The following is a 16,289-nucleotide window of genomic DNA, read 5'->3' as shown; positions in this document are numbered from 1 at the left end:
CGGCTGGTGCTGCCGCGCCATGACGAATGCCGAACCCATCGCAATCGGCGGCAATCGGCATGGCACAGCACAAGCGGTTCTGCTACAACGACGCCGCATACAGCCTTGTATGGAGAGGGGAGCCATGGTCAAGTTCACGAGCAGTTTGCCGATCGTCATCATGCTGGCCGCTGCCGCCGGTCTGGCCGCGCCACAGCTGGCCAGCGCTGCGCAATCGCGGACGGAGCACGGCGACAGTCTGCTGGTCCACCGCGTGCAGCAGGAAAAGGGCATGAACCTGCCTCAGCGCGGACTGAGCATGGCTCAGGTCGAGAAAACCTGGGGCGCGCCGCAGCGCAAGCTGTCGCCGCGTGGTGGCGACACCAAGAAGCACCCGCAGATCAACCGCTGGGAGTACCCCGAGTTCATGGTGTATTTCGAGCACAGCCACGTGATCCACTCGGTGCTGAACACGCCGGCCGGCAACAACACCAATCCAGCAGCCGTCAACTGAGCTGACTTCCAAACGACGCGGCCTGTGGCGACACAGGCCGCGTCGTTCGTGTGGGCGGCTACCGCCGTCGTACAATTTGTGGCCCTCACCCGTACGAGATCGCCCAGCATGACCGACCACTCCTTGCGCCTGCCGGCGGAATGGGAACCGCAGGCCGCCGTGCTGATCGCCTGGCCGCACGCCGGTACCGACTGGGTCGAACGCCTGGCCGCGGTGGAAACCACCTACGTGGCGCTGGCCGCGGCGGTAACGCGGTTCCAGCGGCTGATCATCGTGGTGGCCGATGCCGCGCTGAACGCCCACGCGCAGTCGCAACTGCGTGACGCCGGCGTGGATCTCGCGAAAATCCGCTTCGTCGAATTGCCGTACGACGACACCTGGTTGCGCGATTCCGGCCCGATCACCCTGATGGGCGGCGACGCCGCCGATTCTCGACGCTATTTCCAGCTCACCGATTTCCGCTTCACCGGCTGGGGCGGCAAGTTCGACGCCGAGCAGGACGATGCGCTCGTCGCCGGTCTGGTCGACGCCGGCGTATTCGGCCATGCCGCGCACAAGCGCATCGACTGGGCGCTGGAAGGCGGTGGCATCGAGAGCGACGGCGCGGGCAGCGTACTCACCACCTGGTGCTGCCTGGTGCAGCGGCATCCGGAACAGTCGCGCGAGGAGATGGGCGCGATCCTGCGCGACAGCCTGCACGCCGAGCGCGTGCTGTGGCTGGACCATGGCTACCTCGAAGGCGACGATACCGACGCGCACATCGATACCCTCGCCCGCTTCGCCCCGGACGAGCGCATCGTGTTCCAGGCCTGCGACGATCCCGGCGACCCGCACTACGACGAACTGCAGTGGATGGCCGCCGAGCTGGCCGCGCTGCGCACCGTCGATGGTCGCCCCTACCAGCTGTATCCGCTGCCGTGGGCGCAACCCATCCTCGACGAGGGTCGCCGGCTCGCCGCGTCCTATGCGAACTATCTGATCGTCAACGGCGCCGTGCTGGTGCCGGCCTACGGCGACAAGGCGGATGACGCGGCTGCACGCATCATCGGCAGTGCGCATCCGGGCCGCGAAGTGGTACAGGTGCCGTGTCGCCCGCTGATCTGGCAGAACGGCAGCCTGCACTGCATCACCATGCAGCTGCCTGCCGGGCTGGCCTGAGCCGCATCGGCTAAACTGTGCGGTCTACGCCTGGCGACACGCCGAGGATTCACGCCGATGACCCGCAAGACCCTCAAGGTCGCGCTGCTGCAGGAAACCGACCGCGGCAGCCGCGACGCCAATCTGGACGCCATCGAAGCCGGCCTGCGCAAAGCCGCCGCGGCCGGCGTCGAACTGGTGCTGCTGCAGGAATTGCACAACGGCCCGTACTTCTGCCAGCACGAGTCGGTGGAGATCTTCGACCAGGCCGAGAGCATTCCCGGCCCAGGCACCGCGCGCATCGGCAAGCTGGCCGAGGAGCTGAAGCTGGTCGTCGTCGCCTCGCTGTTCGAGCGCCGCGCCGCCGGCCTGTACCACAACACCGCGGTGGTGTTCGACCGCTCGGCGGCCATCGCCGGCACCTACCGCAAGATGCACATCCCGGACGACCCGGCGTTCTACGAGAAGTTCTACTTCACCCCGGGCGACCTCGGCTTCGAACCGATCAACACCTCGGTCGGCCGCCTCGGCGTGCTGGTGTGCTGGGACCAGTGGTATCCGGAGGCAGCGCGCCTGATGGCGTTGGCCGGCGCCGAACTGCTGCTCTACCCCACGGCGATCGGCTGGGACCCGAACGACGAGCAGGCCGAGAAGGATCGCCAGCGCGACGCGTGGATCACCGTGCAGCGCGGCCATGCCGTGGCCAACGGTCTGCCCTTGCTGTCATGCAACCGCACCGGCTACGAAGCCGATCCTTCGGGCGTGGGCGCCGGCATTCAGTTCTGGGGCTCCAGCTTCGTCGCCGGCCCGCAGGGCGAGTTCCTGGCCCAGGCCGGTACCGATGCGCGCGAGCTGCTGCTGGCCGAGGTCGACCTGGCGCGCAGCGAACACGTGCGGCGGATCTGGCCGTTCCTGCGCGACCGGCGCATCGACGCGTATGCCGACCTGCTCAAGCGCTTCCGTGACTGAAACCGCACCGACGTCGCCCATGTCCGCTTGTTCCACACGCGCACAGTCCCCATGCTTGGATTTCCCACGACGACCGGCCTGCTGATCGCATGAGCGTCCCCGAAACCGAAGTCACCGCGTTGCCCGCCGCCTTGCAGGGCCAGCCGATCGAGCGCGTGCAGCGCGACGGCGTGGAATACGTGGTGCTGGGCACGGCGCATGTCTCGCGCAGCAGCATGGAGGCCGTCGAAGCCTTGCTGACAAGCGAACACTTCGATGCCGTGGCGGTGGAATTGTGCGACAGCCGCGCGCAGAGCATGCGCGATCCGGAAGCGTTCAGGCAGTTGGACCTGTTCAAGGTGATCCGCCAGGGCAAGGCCGGCATGGTCGCCGCCAGCCTGGTGCTGTCGACGTTCCAGAAGCGCCTGGCCGACCAGTCCGGCATCCAGCCCGGCGCCGAGATGAAGGCGGCGATGGATGGCGCCGAACAACGCGGCCTGCCGCTGTGGCTGATCGATCGCGAAGTCGGCACGACGCTCAAGCGCGCCTGGCGCAGCGTGGGTTTCTGGCAGCGCTTCGGCCTGCTCGGCGGCCTGCTGGCCAGCGTGTTCGACCGCGAGGACATCGAACAGGGCGAGATCGAGAAACTGAAACAGGGCGACCTGCTGGAAAGCGCGTTCAGCGAATTCGCCAGCGGCTCGAAGCCACTCTACGACAGCCTGATCGGCGAACGCGATGCGTTCATGGCCGCGCGCCTGCGCGAGGAAGCGGCCCGCCCGAGCACGACGGAAAACCGCCGCGTGCTGGTGGTGATCGGCGCCGGCCACCTCAAGGGCCTCTGCACCTTGCTGCGCGAACAGCAGGACGATCCCGCCACCAAGGTCGCCGAGCTGGCCGTCTCGCCGCCGAAGGCGCGCTGGCCGAAGTGGGTAGCCGCCGCCCTGGTGCTGCTGGTATTCGCCGCGATCGCCTGGGCGTTCCACCGCAATGCTGCGCTGGGCACGCAGGCGCTGCTGGCCTGGGTGCTGTTCACCGGCGGTTTCGCCGCGCTCGGCGCGCTGCTCGCCGGCGCACACCCGTTCAGCATCACCGCCGCGTTCATCGCCGCGCCGATCAAGCCGTTCCGCCCCGGCATTCCCGCCGGCGGCATCAGCGCGATGGCCGAAGCCTGGACGCGCCGCCCGCGCGTGGCCGATTTCGACACCTTGCGCGACGACATCGTGCACTGGAGCGGCTGGTGGAAGAACCGCGTCGCACGCACCTTGCTGAATTTCTTCCTGGTCAGCGTGGGCACGATCATCGGCGAGTACAGCGCCGGCATCCACATCTTCAAGAGCCTGTTCTGACCACGGCTGCGTGCCGAGCGACAGCAAGGCGCATGCTACGATGCGCGCCGCCTGCAGGCTCCCTGCAAACGCGCTTCGATATCCGGCCTGGGTGGCGAAACTGGTATACGCAAGGGACTTAAAATCCCTCGGCCGCAAGGCCATGCGGGTTCGATCCCCGCCCCAGGCACCAATAACCGCTTGATGCCCGATCAAACGATGGAGTGCGGCGAGTGTCGCCGCACTCCACGATGACGCCTGGCCTGGATCAGGCCGCCGCGTCCTTCAGCTTCTTCAGCGGACGGATCTTGACCTTGACCGACGCCGGCTTGGCCGCGAACCACTGCTCTTCCTTGGTGAACGGGTTGATCCCCTTGCGCTTCGGCTTGGCCGGCACGCTCACCGCAGTGATCTTCAGCAAGCCGGGCAGCTGGAACGAACCGGCGCCCTTCTTGTGCACGGAACCGGCGACCGCGCCTTCCAGTGCGGCGAGCACGGCGCGAACGTCTTTGGCGACCACGCCGCTGGCTTCCACGATGTGCGCCACCAGGCTGGACTTGTTCAGGACTTCCTTGATCGGCTTGGGTGCAGCCGATGCGGCCTTGGCCTTGGGTGCCGGCTTGCTCTTGGCCGTTGCTTTCTGCGTCTTTGCCATGAATTTCCCCCTTGTATGCGTGGTGATGGATTGGTTGCATTGCCTCACGGCACGCTGAATGTAGGGGAATTCCGCGGTGCCGCCAACGGGTCGGACAACAAAAGATGTTTTCCGGTCGCAAAATCTTCAGCAAGACGGACGAAAGTACTCACCACTTCGCGCGGTCCGGCGTATGCCGGCTGGATGAAGCAACCACAAAAAACCCGCCGTCGGCGGGTTTTCGGGGCTGGCTGGCAGCCGCTTGCGCAATGGAGGCCAAGGTCGGAATCGAACCGGCGTACGCGGATTTGCAGTCCGCTGCATGACCACTCTGCCACCTGGCCATTGCTTGGTGCATCGCGACCATGATGATCGCAGGTTGCCTCTAAAAAACAAAACCCCGGTAGGCCGAGGTTCTGCTTGAAAACTGGAGCGGGAAACGAGACTCGAACTCGCGACCCCGACCTTGGCAAGGTCGTGCTCTACCAACTGAGCTATTCCCGCATCGGAGCCGCGAATCATAGCAGAACGGAGTCATTTGTGAATAGCCGCGACAGCGTTTTCTCGACCCGGATTCCAGCGCCCTGCCCCGACCCGACGCATCGCTGAAACGACAAGGCCCCGAACGGGTCGGGGCCTTGTCTGCAAACTGGAGCGGGAAACGAGACTCGAACTCGCGACCCCGACCTTGGCAAGGTCGTGCTCTACCAACTGAGCTATTCCCGCATCGGAGCCGCGCATTCTAATACGTGGATGCGGATCGTCAAGCCCGTATCGATCAACCGACGTCCCAACGCTCAGATATCGCTATCGTCAGCATCAGTAGATGACTGCCCCGACATATCGCCGCTCAGGATCGGCCAGGCGGCGCGCAGGTAGTACAGGCCCGACCAGATCGTCAGCACGCCGGCGATCACCAGCAAGGCCTCGCCGATGTGGTACAGCCGCAGCGCTTCGGCGGCCTTCTCGTGCTGCACGATCAGCACCACCAGCGCGACCATCTGCATCACCGTCTTCAGCTTGCCGATGAAGGCGACCTTGACGGTGGCGCGCATGCCGATTTCGGCCATCCATTCGCGCAGTGCCGACACGCTGATCTCGCGCCCCACGATCACCGCCGCGGTCACCGCCATCAGGATGCCGGGCCAACCGCCACGATGCGACTCGACCAGCAGGAACAAGGTCACCGCGACCATCAATTTGTCGGCGACCGGATCGAGGAACGCACCGAACGCCGAAGTGAGGTTCATGCGTCGGGCCAGGTAGCCGTCCAGCCAGTCGGTGAATGCCGCCAGCAGGAAAACGATCGCCGCGGTGATGTTGTGACCCGGAAACGGCAGGTAGAACGCCACCACCATGACCGGCAGCAGCGCAACGCGAAAAAGGGTCAGCCAGGTCGGCAGGTTGATGTGCATGATTCGTCTCGATGGTTTGTTGCAGTTTCGCATGCCGGTGCGCCGCTGCCGAGTGAAGGCGTTCGCCGCCGCTCAACCATGCAGGCTGGCGTAGATGCGTTCGGCCAGACCACGGTCGATGCCTTTCACCTGCATCAGTTCCTCGACGCCGGCGCCTTCCACACCCTGCAGGCCGCCGAACGCCTTCAGCAGCGCCGAACGACGGCGCGCACCGATACCCGGCACGTCTTCAAGCACGCTGCGCTCGCGCGCCTTCTCGCGCCGTTTGCGATGGCCACTGATCGCGAAACGATGCGCCTCGTCACGCACCGCGGCGACCAGGTGCAAGGCCGGCGACGACGAGCCCGGATGCAGTTCGCGCCCGGGATTGCCTGATTCGAGCCGCGCCAGCACCAGGGTCTCCTCGCCGGCGCGCCGGCCCGGGCCCTTCGCCACGCCCACCACTTCGATGCCGCCGACGCCGAGTTCCCGGAGCACGTCCAGCGCCTGCGCCACCTGGCCGCTGCCGCCGTCGATCAACAGGATGTCGGGACGCGCGCCCTCGCCTTCGGCCACCTTGCGGAAACGCCGGGTCAGCGCCTGATGCATCGCCGCGTAGTCGTCGCCCGGCGTGATGCCGGCGATGTTGAAGCGGCGGTAGTGCGATTTTTCCGGACCCTCCGGCCCGAACACCACGCACGAGGCGACGGTCAGCTCGCCCATCGTGTGGCTGATGTCGAAACACTCGATACGCCGCGGCGGCGCCACCAGCCCGAGCACCTTTTGCAGGTCGTCGAAACGCGCGCCCAGGGTCTGCCGGCTGGCCAGCCGTGCGGTCAGCGAGGCCTGCGCGTTGCGCTCGGCCATCTGCAGGAACTGCGCGCGTTCGCCGCGCACGCTGGACTTCAATTCGATGGCGCGGCCGGCGTGCTGGGTCAGCAACTCGGTCAGGATGTCCTGATCGGCCAGCGGCTCGCCCAGGATCAGCTCACGCGGCACCGGACGATCCAGGTAGTACTGCGCGATGAACTGGGTCAGCACGTCGGCCGGCTCGGCATCCAGCGGCAGGCGCGGGAAGAAGTCGCGCGTGCCCAGGCTGATGCCGTTGCGGAAGAACAGCACGCTGACGCAGGCCATGCCCGCCTCGATGCGGCAGGCGATCACGTCCATGTCGGCGCTGGCGCCCTGCACGTGGTGCTGCGCCTGCAACTGGCGCAGCGCGGCCACCTGGTCGCGCAGTTTCGCCGCACGTTCGAACTGCAACGCCTTGCTGGCCTGTTCCATCGCCTCGGCCAGCTCGTCGATCACCGCGTTGCTGCGTCCTTCCAGGAACATCTCGGCATGGCGCACGTCGCTGCGATAATCCTCCACGCTGATCAGCCCCACGCAGGGTGCGCTGCAGCGGCCGATCTGATACTGCAGGCAGGGCCGCGTGCGGTTGCGGAAGTAGCTGTCCTCGCACTGGCGCACCTTGAACAGCTTCTGCATCAGGCTGAGGCTTTCGCGCACCGCGTAGGTGCTCGGGTACGGCCCGAAATAGCGTCCCGGCAGGTTCTTCGCACCGCGGTGGAAGGCCAGCCGTGGGTAGTCCTCGCCGCTGGACAGGTAGATGTACGGGTAGCTCTTGTCGTCGCGCAGCAGGATGTTGTAGCGCGGCTTCAGCGACTTGATCAGCTGCGATTCCAGCAGCAGCGCCTCGCCCTCGGTGCGCGTCACGGTGATCTCGACGCGGGCGATCTGCGCCACCATCGCCGCGATGCGCGGCTCCATGCGCGGCTTCAGGAAATAGCTGCCGACGCGCTTCTTGAGATTGCCGGCCTTGCCCACGTAGAGCAGCTCGCCGGCCGCGTCGAAATGACGATAGACGCCGGGCGAGGAGGTCAGCGTACGGACGAAGGCCTTGCCGTCGAAGGGGGGCGGTTGCACGGACTGCATGGGATCATTCTAGTGGCGATGACCCATGCAGGTGGTGGTTCAATGCTGCGTGCGCAACCACAGCTCCGCGCGTTCCAGGTCGGCTTCGGTGTCGATGCCTGGCGGGAACGGCTCCGGGGTCAGCCGCACCGCGATCGCGTGACCGTGCTCCAGCACGCGCAACTGCTCCAGCGATTCGGTCCGTTCCAGCGGCGTGCGCGGCAGGCGGCTGTAGCGGTCCAGGAAGCCGGCCCGGTACGCGTAGATGCCGATGTGCCGCAGGAACGGCGAGCCGGAGGGCAGCGCGTTGCGGTCGGTGGCAAACGCGTCGCGCGCCCACGGAAACGGTGCCCGGCTGAAGTACAGCGCGCGGCCGTCGACGGCACGCACCAGTTTCACCACGTTCGGGTCGAATAGTTCCTCGGCGTCGATGATCGGCGTGGCCAGGGTCGCCATCGGCGCGTCGTCGCCGGCCAGCGCCTGCGCCACCGCGCGGATGCCGGCGGCGGGCGCAAACGGTTCGTCGCCCTGCAGGTTCACCACGATACTGTCGTCGGCCCAACCGTAGTGCTGTGCGCACTCGGCCAGGCGGTCGCTGCCCGAGGCGTGATCGCTGCGGGTCATGCAGACATCCACGCCATCCTGCCCGGCCAATGCGTCGGCGATGCGCGGGTCATCCACCGCCACCACCACCTGGCTGGCGCCGGCCTGCAGGGCGCGCTGCGCCACGCGCACCACCATCGGCACGCCGTCGATCTCGCGCAGCGGCTTGGCCGGCAGACGAGTCGAGCCGTAACGGGCGGGGATGGCGACGATGAATGGCGGTACGACATTGGACATGAGGACGATCTTCAACCAGGAGGCAAGTCTTGCCGCAACGATACATGCACGCCGCGAACAGTTCAGCCCACGCTATGCAGTGCGAAGCCGCAGCCGTTGGCCAGCTCCAGGAAACCGGGAAACGACGTGGCGACATGGCTGCAGTCATTGATCTGTACCGGCCCGGTGGCGACCAGTCCGGCCACTGCAAAACTCATCGCGATGCGATGGTCGAGGTGGCTTTCCACCGTGCCGCCGCCGAGCCGGCCGCCGTGGATGATCGCGCCATCCGGCGTTTCCTCGATCGCCGCGCCGAGCGTGCGCAAGCCGCTGGCCATCGTGGCGATGCGATCGGATTCCTTCACCCGCAACTCGGCCGCGCCACGAATCACCGTTGTGCCGCCGACCACCGCGGCAGCGATGAACAGCGCGGGGAACTCGTCGATCATGTCCGGCACCAGCGCCTCGGGCAGCTCGACGCCATGCAGCGGTGCGTGGCGCACCACGAGATCGCCGACCGGCTCGCCGCCGGCTTCGCGCTCGTGCTCGACCGTGATGTCCGCGCCCATCAGGCGCAGCGCCTGCAGCAGGCCGGTGCGGCGCGGATTGAGGCCCACCGCGGGCAGGCGCAGTTCGGAGCCCGGCACGATGCTGGCGGCGACCAGGAAGAATGCGGCCGAGGAAAAATCGGCCGGCACCTCGACGTCGGTGGCATGCAGCGCGTGGCCGCCCTCGACTTTCGCGCGGCCCGGTGCGAACGCGATCGGCCAGCCGAACGCGGCCAGCATGCGCTCGGTGTAGTCGCGGGTCGGGTGCGGTTCGATGACTTCGGTTTCACCGGCAGCGTACAGGCCAGCCAGCAGCAACGCAGACTTCACCTGCGCGCTGGCCACCGGCAGTTCGTAGCGGATGCCCTGCAACGGCTGACCGCCATGCACGTGCAGCGGCGGCAGGCCGTCGTGCGTGTCGATGCGCGCGCCCATCAGGACCAGCGGATCGGTCACCCGGCGCATCGGTCGTTTCGACAGCGAAGCGTCACCGACCAGGGTGCTGTCGAACGCCTGCCCGGCCAGCAGGCCGGTCAGCAGGCGCATACCGGTGCCGGCATTGCCGCAATCCAGCGGCTGCGCCGTGCCGCGCAGGCCGTGCAGGCCCACGCCATGCACCACGCGCTCGCCGGCCGAGGGCGTGTCGATGCGCACGCCGAGTTGCGCCAGCACGGCGGCGGTGGCGCGGGTGTCCTCGCCTTCGAGGAAGCCGCTGATGCGCGACTCTCCCTCGGCGATCGCGGCCAGCATCAGCGCGCGATGCGAGACCGACTTGTCGCCGGGTACGCGCACGCTGCCATGCAGCGGCCGACCCGGTCGGCTGCTCCAGTCCAGACGAACGTTCAAGGCAAGGCCACCGGGTAGGAACCGAGCACGCGGATGGTCGCGGCCGATGCGCCGATATCCTGCACCGCCGCCTGCAACGCATCGCCGTCGACATGGCCGGAGACGTCGATGAAGAACGCGTACTGCCATTTGCCGGTATGCGCCGGCCGCGACTCGATCCGGTTCAGGCTGATGCCATGCTTCGCAAATGGGCTGAGCACGTCGTAAAGCGCGCCCGGTTTGTCGTTGACGGTGATCAGCAGCGAAGTGCGGTCGTTGCCCGAGGGCGGAAACAGCGAACGGCCGATCACCAGGAAGCGCGTGGTGTTGTCGGCGCGATCCTCGATGCCCTTGGCCACGGTCTTCAGGCCGTAGACCTTACCCGCCGTCTCACCGGCGATCGCCGCCGCGTCATCGGCGTGCCGGGCCAGTCGGGCGGCTTCGGCATTGCTGCCCACCGCGATGCATTCCACCTCGGGCAGGTTGATGCGCAGCCAGGTCTTGCACTGCTGCAGCGACTGCGCGTGCGCATAGACACGGCGCACGTCCTCCAGCTGGCCGGTCAGCGAGTGCAGGCACTGGTGTACGCGCAACTCCACCTCACCGCAGATGGTGGCCTCGGAAGTGAGGAACATGTCCAGGGTGACCTGGATCATGCCCTGGCCGGAGTTTTCCACCGGCACCACGCCGAAGTCGGCATGGCCGGCGGCGACCTCCTGGAACACTTCCTCGATGCTACCCAGCGGCAGACCGTAGGCAGCGTGGCCGAAGTGCTTGCGCACGGCCTGTTCGCTGAAGGTACCTTCCGGGCCCAGGAAGCCGATCTTCAACGGATCCTCCTGGGCGAGGCAGGACGACATGATCTCGCGGAACAGCCGCACCATCTCGGTGTCGGACAGCGGACCCTCGTTGCGGTCCACCACCATGCGCAGCACGTGGGCCTCGCGTTCGGGACGGTAATAGTCGATCGCGGAAAGCCCCTCCCCCTTCACCTTCGCCACCGTCCGCGCATGGTTCGCGCGTTCGGAAATCAGCTGCTGGATCTGCCGGTCGATGCTGTCGATGCGCTCGCGCATCTCGCTCAACGGTGTTTTCGGGTCGGTCATGCGTTAGCCGCCTGGATGGATAGAAGTCCAAATGATGAAGCGGCATCTTGCCTGAAAAAATTCGCCATGGATCGGTCAGCCGTGCCGCTGCGCGAAATCCCGCATGAACGCCACCAGCGTCTCGACCGCTTCCGGCGGCACCGCGTTGTACAACGAGGCACGCATGCCGCCGAGCGCCTTGTGACCCTTCAGCGCAAGCAGGCCGGTCGCCTCGGACTCCTGCAGGAACACGGCGTCCAGCGCAGCGTCGTGCAGGGTGAAGCGCACGTTCATGCGCGAACGCGCGGACAGCTCGATCGGGTTGCGGTAATAGCCGCCGGAGCCGTCGATGGCCCCGTACAGCAATTCGGCCTTGACCCGGTTGCGTTCGGCCATCACGCCCAGCCCACCCTGCGCCTTGAGCCACTGGAAGGTCAGCCCGGCCACGTACCAGCCCCAGGTGTTCGGCGTGTTGAGCATCGAATCGGCGGCAGCGTGTTCAGCGTAGCGGAAGATCCGCGCCATCGGCCGGCCGGCCCGCTGCAGCAGGTCGCGGCGAATGATCATCAGCACCAGGCCGGACGGACCGATGTTCTTCTGCGCGCCCGCGTAGATCAGCCCGAAGCGGCTGACGTCCAGCGGCTCGGACAGGATGTTCGAGGACATGTCCGCCACCAGCGGCGCTGCGCCGATCTCGGGAATGCCATGGAACTCCACGCCGTGGATCGTCTCGTTCGGCGTGTAATGCACGTAGGCGGCGTTCGGGTCGAGCTGCCAGCTGTCGCGCGGCGGCAGCTTCAGGTAATCGTCCGCCTCGCCGCTGGCCGCCACGTTCACCCGCACGTAGGGTCCGGCTTCGCTGACCGCCTTCGCGCTCCAGTGTCCGCTGACGATGTAGTCGGCGCTATCGCCCTCGCCGGCCAGGTTCATCGGGATCTGCGCGAAGTGCTGGGTGGCACCGCCCTGCAGGAACAGCACGGCGTAATCGGCCGGGATCTGCATCAACTCGCGCAGGTCGGCCTCGGCCTGGGCAGCCATCGCGATGAAACGCTTGCCGCGGTGGGACTGCTCCATCACCGAGGCGCCACTGCCGTTCCAGTCCAGCATCTCGCGCTGGGCGCGTTCGAGTACCGCCTGCGGCAACGCCGCCGGGCCGGCGCTGAAATTCCAGACTCTGCTCACGTGCACCTGCATCCTGTCGAGGGTATTCCATGCATTATGGCGCGGCGCAGCATGGCGCGGTCAACCCTCGGCGCGTGCCTTCAGCGCGTGCCCTCAGAAACGGATCAGCAGCACCAGTGCGATGCCCAGTGCCAGCACGGCGGCGGTGACGATCAGCCACCACACTTCGCCGCTCGGGCCGGCGGTGTCTTCCGGCAGCTGTTGCGGCAACGGTTCGGCCATCACGATCTCCGGCTCCGGTTCCATGCCCGGCCCGTCGACCACGAAGCGGTGCATCGCCACGCCAAGCTGGTCGCCGGGTTGCAAGGCCAGTTTCTGCACCGCCACACCGTTGACCCGCAGCGGGTGGCGTTCGCACGACTCGGTGGTTTCCAGCCGCAGCTGACCACCCTCCCAGAAAATCCGCAACGCCACGATGCCGCCCTGCGGCAGTTCCAGCGGGCAATCGCCGTGCGGCCCGAAGGTCAGGCTGTCCTGCAACGGCAGCACCCGCCCGGACAACGGACCGGCCACGGCGCGCAAAGCCACCGTGCAGCGGCCCTGCTCGGGCACGTTCAGCGGCGTGCGTTGGGCGGGGTCCTCGTCGGCGCGCAGCAGCAGGCGACAGTCGCCCACGCTGACCACATCGCCCGCGCGCAGCAAGGCGCGTTCACGCACCGGCCGCGCGTTGACGTGGATGCGGTCGGCCGACGGCAGCACCTGCAGCACCCAACCGCGGCGATCCTGCTGGATGCGCAAATGATGCGGCGCCGCCTGGCTGGCGGCCAGCACGAGGTCATTGTCGGGCGCGCTGCCGATACGCAACTGCGCCTGCGTCCAATGGAAATCCTCACGGGCCGCATTGGGAAATTCGATACGCATGAATGAACCGGTCGATGGACCGCGAAACTCTAGCATGCAGCCACATGGCATTAAGATGGGATATTCCCACGGAGCACGCCATGCCCAAGATCGATATCCGCCGCCCGCACCAGTTGTCGATCGCCGAAGCCCGCGCCGTGGTCGACCAGGTGGCCGCACGCATGCACGAGAAATTCGGCATGGATGGGCGCTGGCAGGACGACACCTTGCTGTTTTCCCGCCCCGGTGTCAGCGGCTCGATCGCCGTCGGCGGCGACGCGATCCAGGTCAAGGCCGAACTGGGTCTGATGCTGACGCCGCTGAAAGGCCTGATCGAGCAGGAAATCCGGCGCAAGCTGGACGAGCATTTCGCCTGACCGCGGGCTGGCCGGACCCGCATTGATGATTCTTTAACCAAACGCCCATCCGTGGCATAATCGTCGGCTTACGCAGCCATGACGGCTGTGCGCGAACCCCGGAACACATGGCCAAAGACGACGTCATCGAAATGGAAGGCACGGTCCAGGAGACCTTGCCGAACACCATGTTTCGTGTGCAACTGGAGAACGGGCACGTCATCATCGCCCACATCTCCGGCCGCATGCGCAAGCACTACATCCGCATCCTTACCGGCGACAAGGTCAAGATCGAAATGACCCCGTACGACCTGAGCAAGGGACGCATCACGTACCGCATGAAGTAAGGGCGGCTGGGTCGGAGGCTGTCGCGCCTGCGCGCAGCACTCCACACACGGGATGGTGGTGCCAGACATGACAAAGGCGGCGCAATGCGCCGCCTTTGCTTTGCCCGGCATTCGGCCTATTCGACCACGGCCGGCAATTTCTCGGCCGCCTTGCAGTCGACCTTCAACTCGCCATCCACCACGCTCAGGTGAGCCACACCGCCCTCGGCCAGCTTGCCGAACAGCAGTTCGTCGGCTAGCGCGCGCTTCACCTTCTCCTGGATCACTCGCGCCATCGGCCGTGCGCCCATCTGCGGGTCGAAGCCGTGCTCGGCCAGCCAGCGGCGGGCGTCGGCATCCACGTCCAGGCTCACCCGCTTCTCGGTCAGCTGGCTTTCCAGCTCGATCAGGAACTTGTCGACCACGCGCAGGATGTGCTCGAAGTCGAGCGCGGCGAACTGGATGATCGCGTCCAGCCGGTTGCGGAACTCCGGCGTGAAGATGCGGCGGATCACTTCCATCGCGTCGGACTCGTGCTTCTGCTCGACGAAGCCCATGCTGCGCCGTGCAGCGATCGCCGCGCCCGCATTGGTGGTCATCACCACCACCACGTTCTTGAAGTTCGCCTCGCGGCCGTTGGTGTCGGTCAGCACGCCGCGGTCCATCACCTGCAGCAGGATGTTGAACACGTCCGGATGCGCCTTCTCGATCTCGTCCAGCAGCAGCACCGCGTGCGGATGCTTGGTGACCGCCTCGGTCAGCAGGCCACCCTGGTCGAAACCGACATAGCCCGGGGGCGCGCCGACCAGCCGCGACACCGAATGCCCTTCCATGTACTCGGACATGTCGAAGCGGATCATCTCGATGCCGAGCTGCATCGCCAGCTGCTTGGTCACCTCGGTCTTGCCCACACCGGTGGGACCGGCGAGCAGGAAGCAGCCGATCGGCTTGGACGGATCGGCCAGACCCGAGCGGGCCATCTTGATCGACGCGGCCAGCGCCTCGATCGCCGGATCCTGGCCGAACACCACCATCTTCAGGTTGCGCTCGAGGTTGCGCAGCACGTCGCGATCGGAAGCAGAAACCTGCTTGGCCGGGATCCGCGCCATCTTGGCCACGATGTACTCCACCTCGCCCACGTCGACCTTGCCGGTGCGCTGATCCAGCGGCAGCAGCCGCTGGCGCGCGCCGGCCTCGTCGATCACGTCGATTGCCTTGTCCGGCAGCAGGCGATCAGGAATGTGCTTCACCGACAGATCCACCGCCGCCTTCAACGCCTCGTTGGTGTAGGCGACGTGATGATGTTCCTCGAAGCGCGAACGCAGGCCCTTGAGGATTTCGATGCTGTCCGCCACGGTCGGCTCGACCACGTCGATCTTCTGGAAGCGACGGGCCAGCGCGCGATCCTTCTCGAACACGCCGCGGTATTCCTGGAACGTGGTCGAACCGATGCAGCGCAGCTCGCCGGAAGCCAGCATCGGCTTGATCAGGTTCGACGCGTCCATGGTGCCGCCCGAGGCGGAGCCGGCGCCGATGATGGTGTGGATCTCGTCGATGAACAGGATCGCACCGGGCTGTTTCTTCAGCTGCGCGATCACGCCCTTCAGGCGCTTCTCGAAGTCGCCGCGGTATTTGGTGCCGGCCACCAGCGCGCCCAGGTCCAGCGACCAGATCGTGGCGTCCTCCAGCACCTCGGGCACCTCGCCGTCGACGATGCGCTTGGCCAGGCCTTCGGCCAGCGCGGTCTTGCCCACGCCGGCCTCGCCCACATACAGCGGGTTGTTCTTGCGTCGGCGGCACAGCACCTGGATCGTGCGCTCGATCTCGTCGGCGCGGCCGATCAGCGGGTCGATCTTGCCTTCCAGCGCCAGCTCGTTGAGGTTGCTGGCGAACTCGTGCAGCGGGTTGCCCTTCGGCTCGCCGCCCTCCTCGCCCTCGCGCTCGCCGCCGGACACGCCGGCAGCCGGCTCGTCGCCGATCTTGGCGATGCCGTGCGAGATGTAATTGACCACGTCGAGCCGGGTGATTTCCTGCTGATGCATGAAGTACACCGCGTGCGAATCCTTCTCGCCGAAGATCGCCACCAGCACGTTCGCGCCGGTGACCTCCTTCCGGCCGGAGGATTGCACGTGGTACACCGCGCGCTGCAGCACGCGCTGGAAACCCAGCGTGGGTTGCGTGTCGCGCTCGTCGCCGGGCGGCAGCACCGGCACGGTCTCGTTGATGATGCGTTCCAGGTCGGCCGACAACCGCGGCAAGTCCACGCCGCAGGCGCGCAGGGCGCCGAGCGCCGACTGGTTTTCGGTCAGCGCCAGCAGCAGGTGCTCCACCGTCATGAACTCATGGCGCTGTTCGCGGGCCTGCTTGTAGCAATGGCCGATGGTGACTTCCAGATCCTTGCTGAACATTCGGATCGTCTCCGCTTTGCATTGTGAGCGGCCTTCAGCGCCGCAATGAGCACAA

At 66.5% G+C, this 16,289-nt stretch carries 15 protein-coding genes and 4 tRNA genes; 7 read left to right on the top strand and 12 right to left on the bottom strand.

Annotation, left to right across the window (positions count from 1 at the left end):
• Positions 1-124: 124 nt before the first annotated feature.
• The 5 genes from ABD024_RS07765 to ABD024_RS07745 all read left to right on the top strand — a co-directional run bounded on the left by ABD024_RS07765 (position 125) and on the right by ABD024_RS07745 (position 4,096).
• Entirely contained in the window at positions 125-493 is a 369-nt protein-coding gene (locus ABD024_RS07765) for a hypothetical protein (RefSeq protein WP_343851298.1), read from the top strand.
• A gap of 108 nt (positions 494-601) precedes the next feature.
• Entirely contained in the window at positions 602-1,651 is a 1,050-nt protein-coding gene (locus tag ABD024_RS07760; RefSeq protein WP_343851296.1) for an agmatine deiminase family protein, read from the top strand.
• Positions 1,652-1,708: 57 nt separating this feature from the next.
• A complete protein-coding gene (locus tag ABD024_RS07755; protein WP_343851294.1) occupies positions 1,709-2,599 on the top strand; it encodes a carbon-nitrogen hydrolase in 891 nt (296 codons plus the stop codon).
• 89 nt (positions 2,600-2,688) lie between these two features.
• Positions 2,689-3,924, top strand: a complete 1,236-nt coding sequence (locus ABD024_RS07750; RefSeq protein ID WP_343851292.1) for a TraB/GumN family protein — start codon at positions 2,689-2,691, stop codon at positions 3,922-3,924.
• Positions 3,925-4,009: 85 nt separating this feature from the next.
• Positions 4,010-4,096: transfer RNA gene (locus tag ABD024_RS07745), tRNA-Leu, on the top strand.
• A 75-nt stretch (positions 4,097-4,171) separates the two neighbouring features.
• On the opposite strand, the gene ABD024_RS07740 is transcribed toward ABD024_RS07745, so the two are convergent.
• The 11 genes from ABD024_RS07740 to ABD024_RS07690 all read right to left on the bottom strand — a co-directional run bounded on the left by ABD024_RS07740 (position 4,172) and on the right by ABD024_RS07690 (position 13,165).
• On the bottom strand, positions 4,172-4,558 hold the full coding sequence (locus ABD024_RS07740) for an HU family DNA-binding protein (RefSeq protein ID WP_056385787.1): 387 nt from the start codon (positions 4,556-4,558) through the stop codon (positions 4,172-4,174).
• A 249-nt stretch (positions 4,559-4,807) separates the two neighbouring features.
• Positions 4,808-4,881: transfer RNA gene (locus ABD024_RS07735), tRNA-Cys, on the bottom strand.
• 84 nt (positions 4,882-4,965) lie between these two features.
• A tRNA-Gly gene (locus tag ABD024_RS07730) sits at positions 4,966-5,041 on the bottom strand.
• Between the two features lie 146 nt (positions 5,042-5,187).
• A tRNA-Gly gene (locus ABD024_RS07725) sits at positions 5,188-5,263 on the bottom strand.
• Between the two features lie 71 nt (positions 5,264-5,334).
• Complete coding sequence (gene pgsA / locus ABD024_RS07720) at positions 5,335-5,952, bottom strand: CDP-diacylglycerol--glycerol-3-phosphate 3-phosphatidyltransferase (RefSeq protein WP_343851288.1); 618 nt, start codon at positions 5,950-5,952, stop codon at positions 5,335-5,337.
• Positions 5,953-6,024: 72 nt separating this feature from the next.
• Positions 6,025-7,866 carry an excinuclease ABC subunit UvrC gene (gene uvrC, locus ABD024_RS07715; protein WP_343851286.1) on the bottom strand — a complete coding sequence of 614 codons (1,842 nt, stop codon included), beginning with the start codon at positions 7,864-7,866 and terminating at the stop codon, positions 6,025-6,027.
• 39 nt (positions 7,867-7,905) lie between these two features.
• The gene (gene kdsB / locus ABD024_RS07710) at positions 7,906-8,685 is read right to left on the bottom strand and encodes a 3-deoxy-manno-octulosonate cytidylyltransferase (RefSeq protein WP_343851284.1); all 780 of its coding nucleotides are present in this window, start codon (positions 8,683-8,685) and stop codon (positions 7,906-7,908) included.
• Between the two features lie 62 nt (positions 8,686-8,747).
• Positions 8,748-10,058 carry a 3-phosphoshikimate 1-carboxyvinyltransferase gene (gene aroA, locus ABD024_RS07705; RefSeq protein ID WP_343851282.1) on the bottom strand — a complete coding sequence of 437 codons (1,311 nt, stop codon included), beginning with the start codon at positions 10,056-10,058 and terminating at the stop codon, positions 8,748-8,750.
• Entirely contained in the window at positions 10,055-11,143 is a 1,089-nt protein-coding gene (gene pheA, locus ABD024_RS07700) for a prephenate dehydratase (RefSeq protein ID WP_343851280.1), read from the bottom strand. Before pheA ends, aroA begins: the two co-directional genes overlap by 4 nt.
• Positions 11,144-11,218: 75 nt before the next feature.
• Positions 11,219-12,304: a 3-phosphoserine/phosphohydroxythreonine transaminase gene (serC, locus tag ABD024_RS07695; protein WP_343851278.1), complete on the bottom strand. Its 1,086-nt coding sequence runs from the start codon at positions 12,302-12,304 to the stop codon at positions 11,219-11,221.
• A 93-nt stretch (positions 12,305-12,397) separates the two neighbouring features.
• Positions 12,398-13,165, bottom strand: a complete 768-nt coding sequence (locus ABD024_RS07690) for an FHA domain-containing protein (RefSeq protein WP_343851276.1) — start codon at positions 13,163-13,165, stop codon at positions 12,398-12,400.
• An 80-nt stretch (positions 13,166-13,245) separates the two neighbouring features.
• On the opposite strand from ABD024_RS07690, the gene ABD024_RS07685 reads away from it, so the two are divergent.
• Positions 13,246-13,521: a polyhydroxyalkanoic acid system family protein gene (locus ABD024_RS07685; protein WP_343851274.1), complete on the top strand. Its 276-nt coding sequence runs from the start codon at positions 13,246-13,248 to the stop codon at positions 13,519-13,521.
• A gap of 107 nt (positions 13,522-13,628) precedes the next feature.
• Complete coding sequence (gene infA, locus ABD024_RS07680) at positions 13,629-13,847, top strand: translation initiation factor IF-1 (protein ID WP_007508585.1); 219 nt, start codon at positions 13,629-13,631, stop codon at positions 13,845-13,847.
• A gap of 116 nt (positions 13,848-13,963) precedes the next feature.
• On the opposite strand, the gene clpA is transcribed toward infA, so the two are convergent.
• Positions 13,964-16,234: an ATP-dependent Clp protease ATP-binding subunit ClpA gene (clpA, locus tag ABD024_RS07675; RefSeq protein WP_343851272.1), complete on the bottom strand. Its 2,271-nt coding sequence runs from the start codon at positions 16,232-16,234 to the stop codon at positions 13,964-13,966.
• Positions 16,235-16,289 lie beyond the last annotated feature (55 nt).

This window comes from Rhodanobacter soli, assembly GCF_039523495.1.
GTDB lineage: Bacteria > Pseudomonadota > Gammaproteobacteria > Xanthomonadales > Rhodanobacteraceae > Rhodanobacter > Rhodanobacter soli.
The sequence above is the reverse complement of the archived record's forward strand: the minus strand, read 5'-3'. Positions and strand labels throughout refer to the sequence as shown.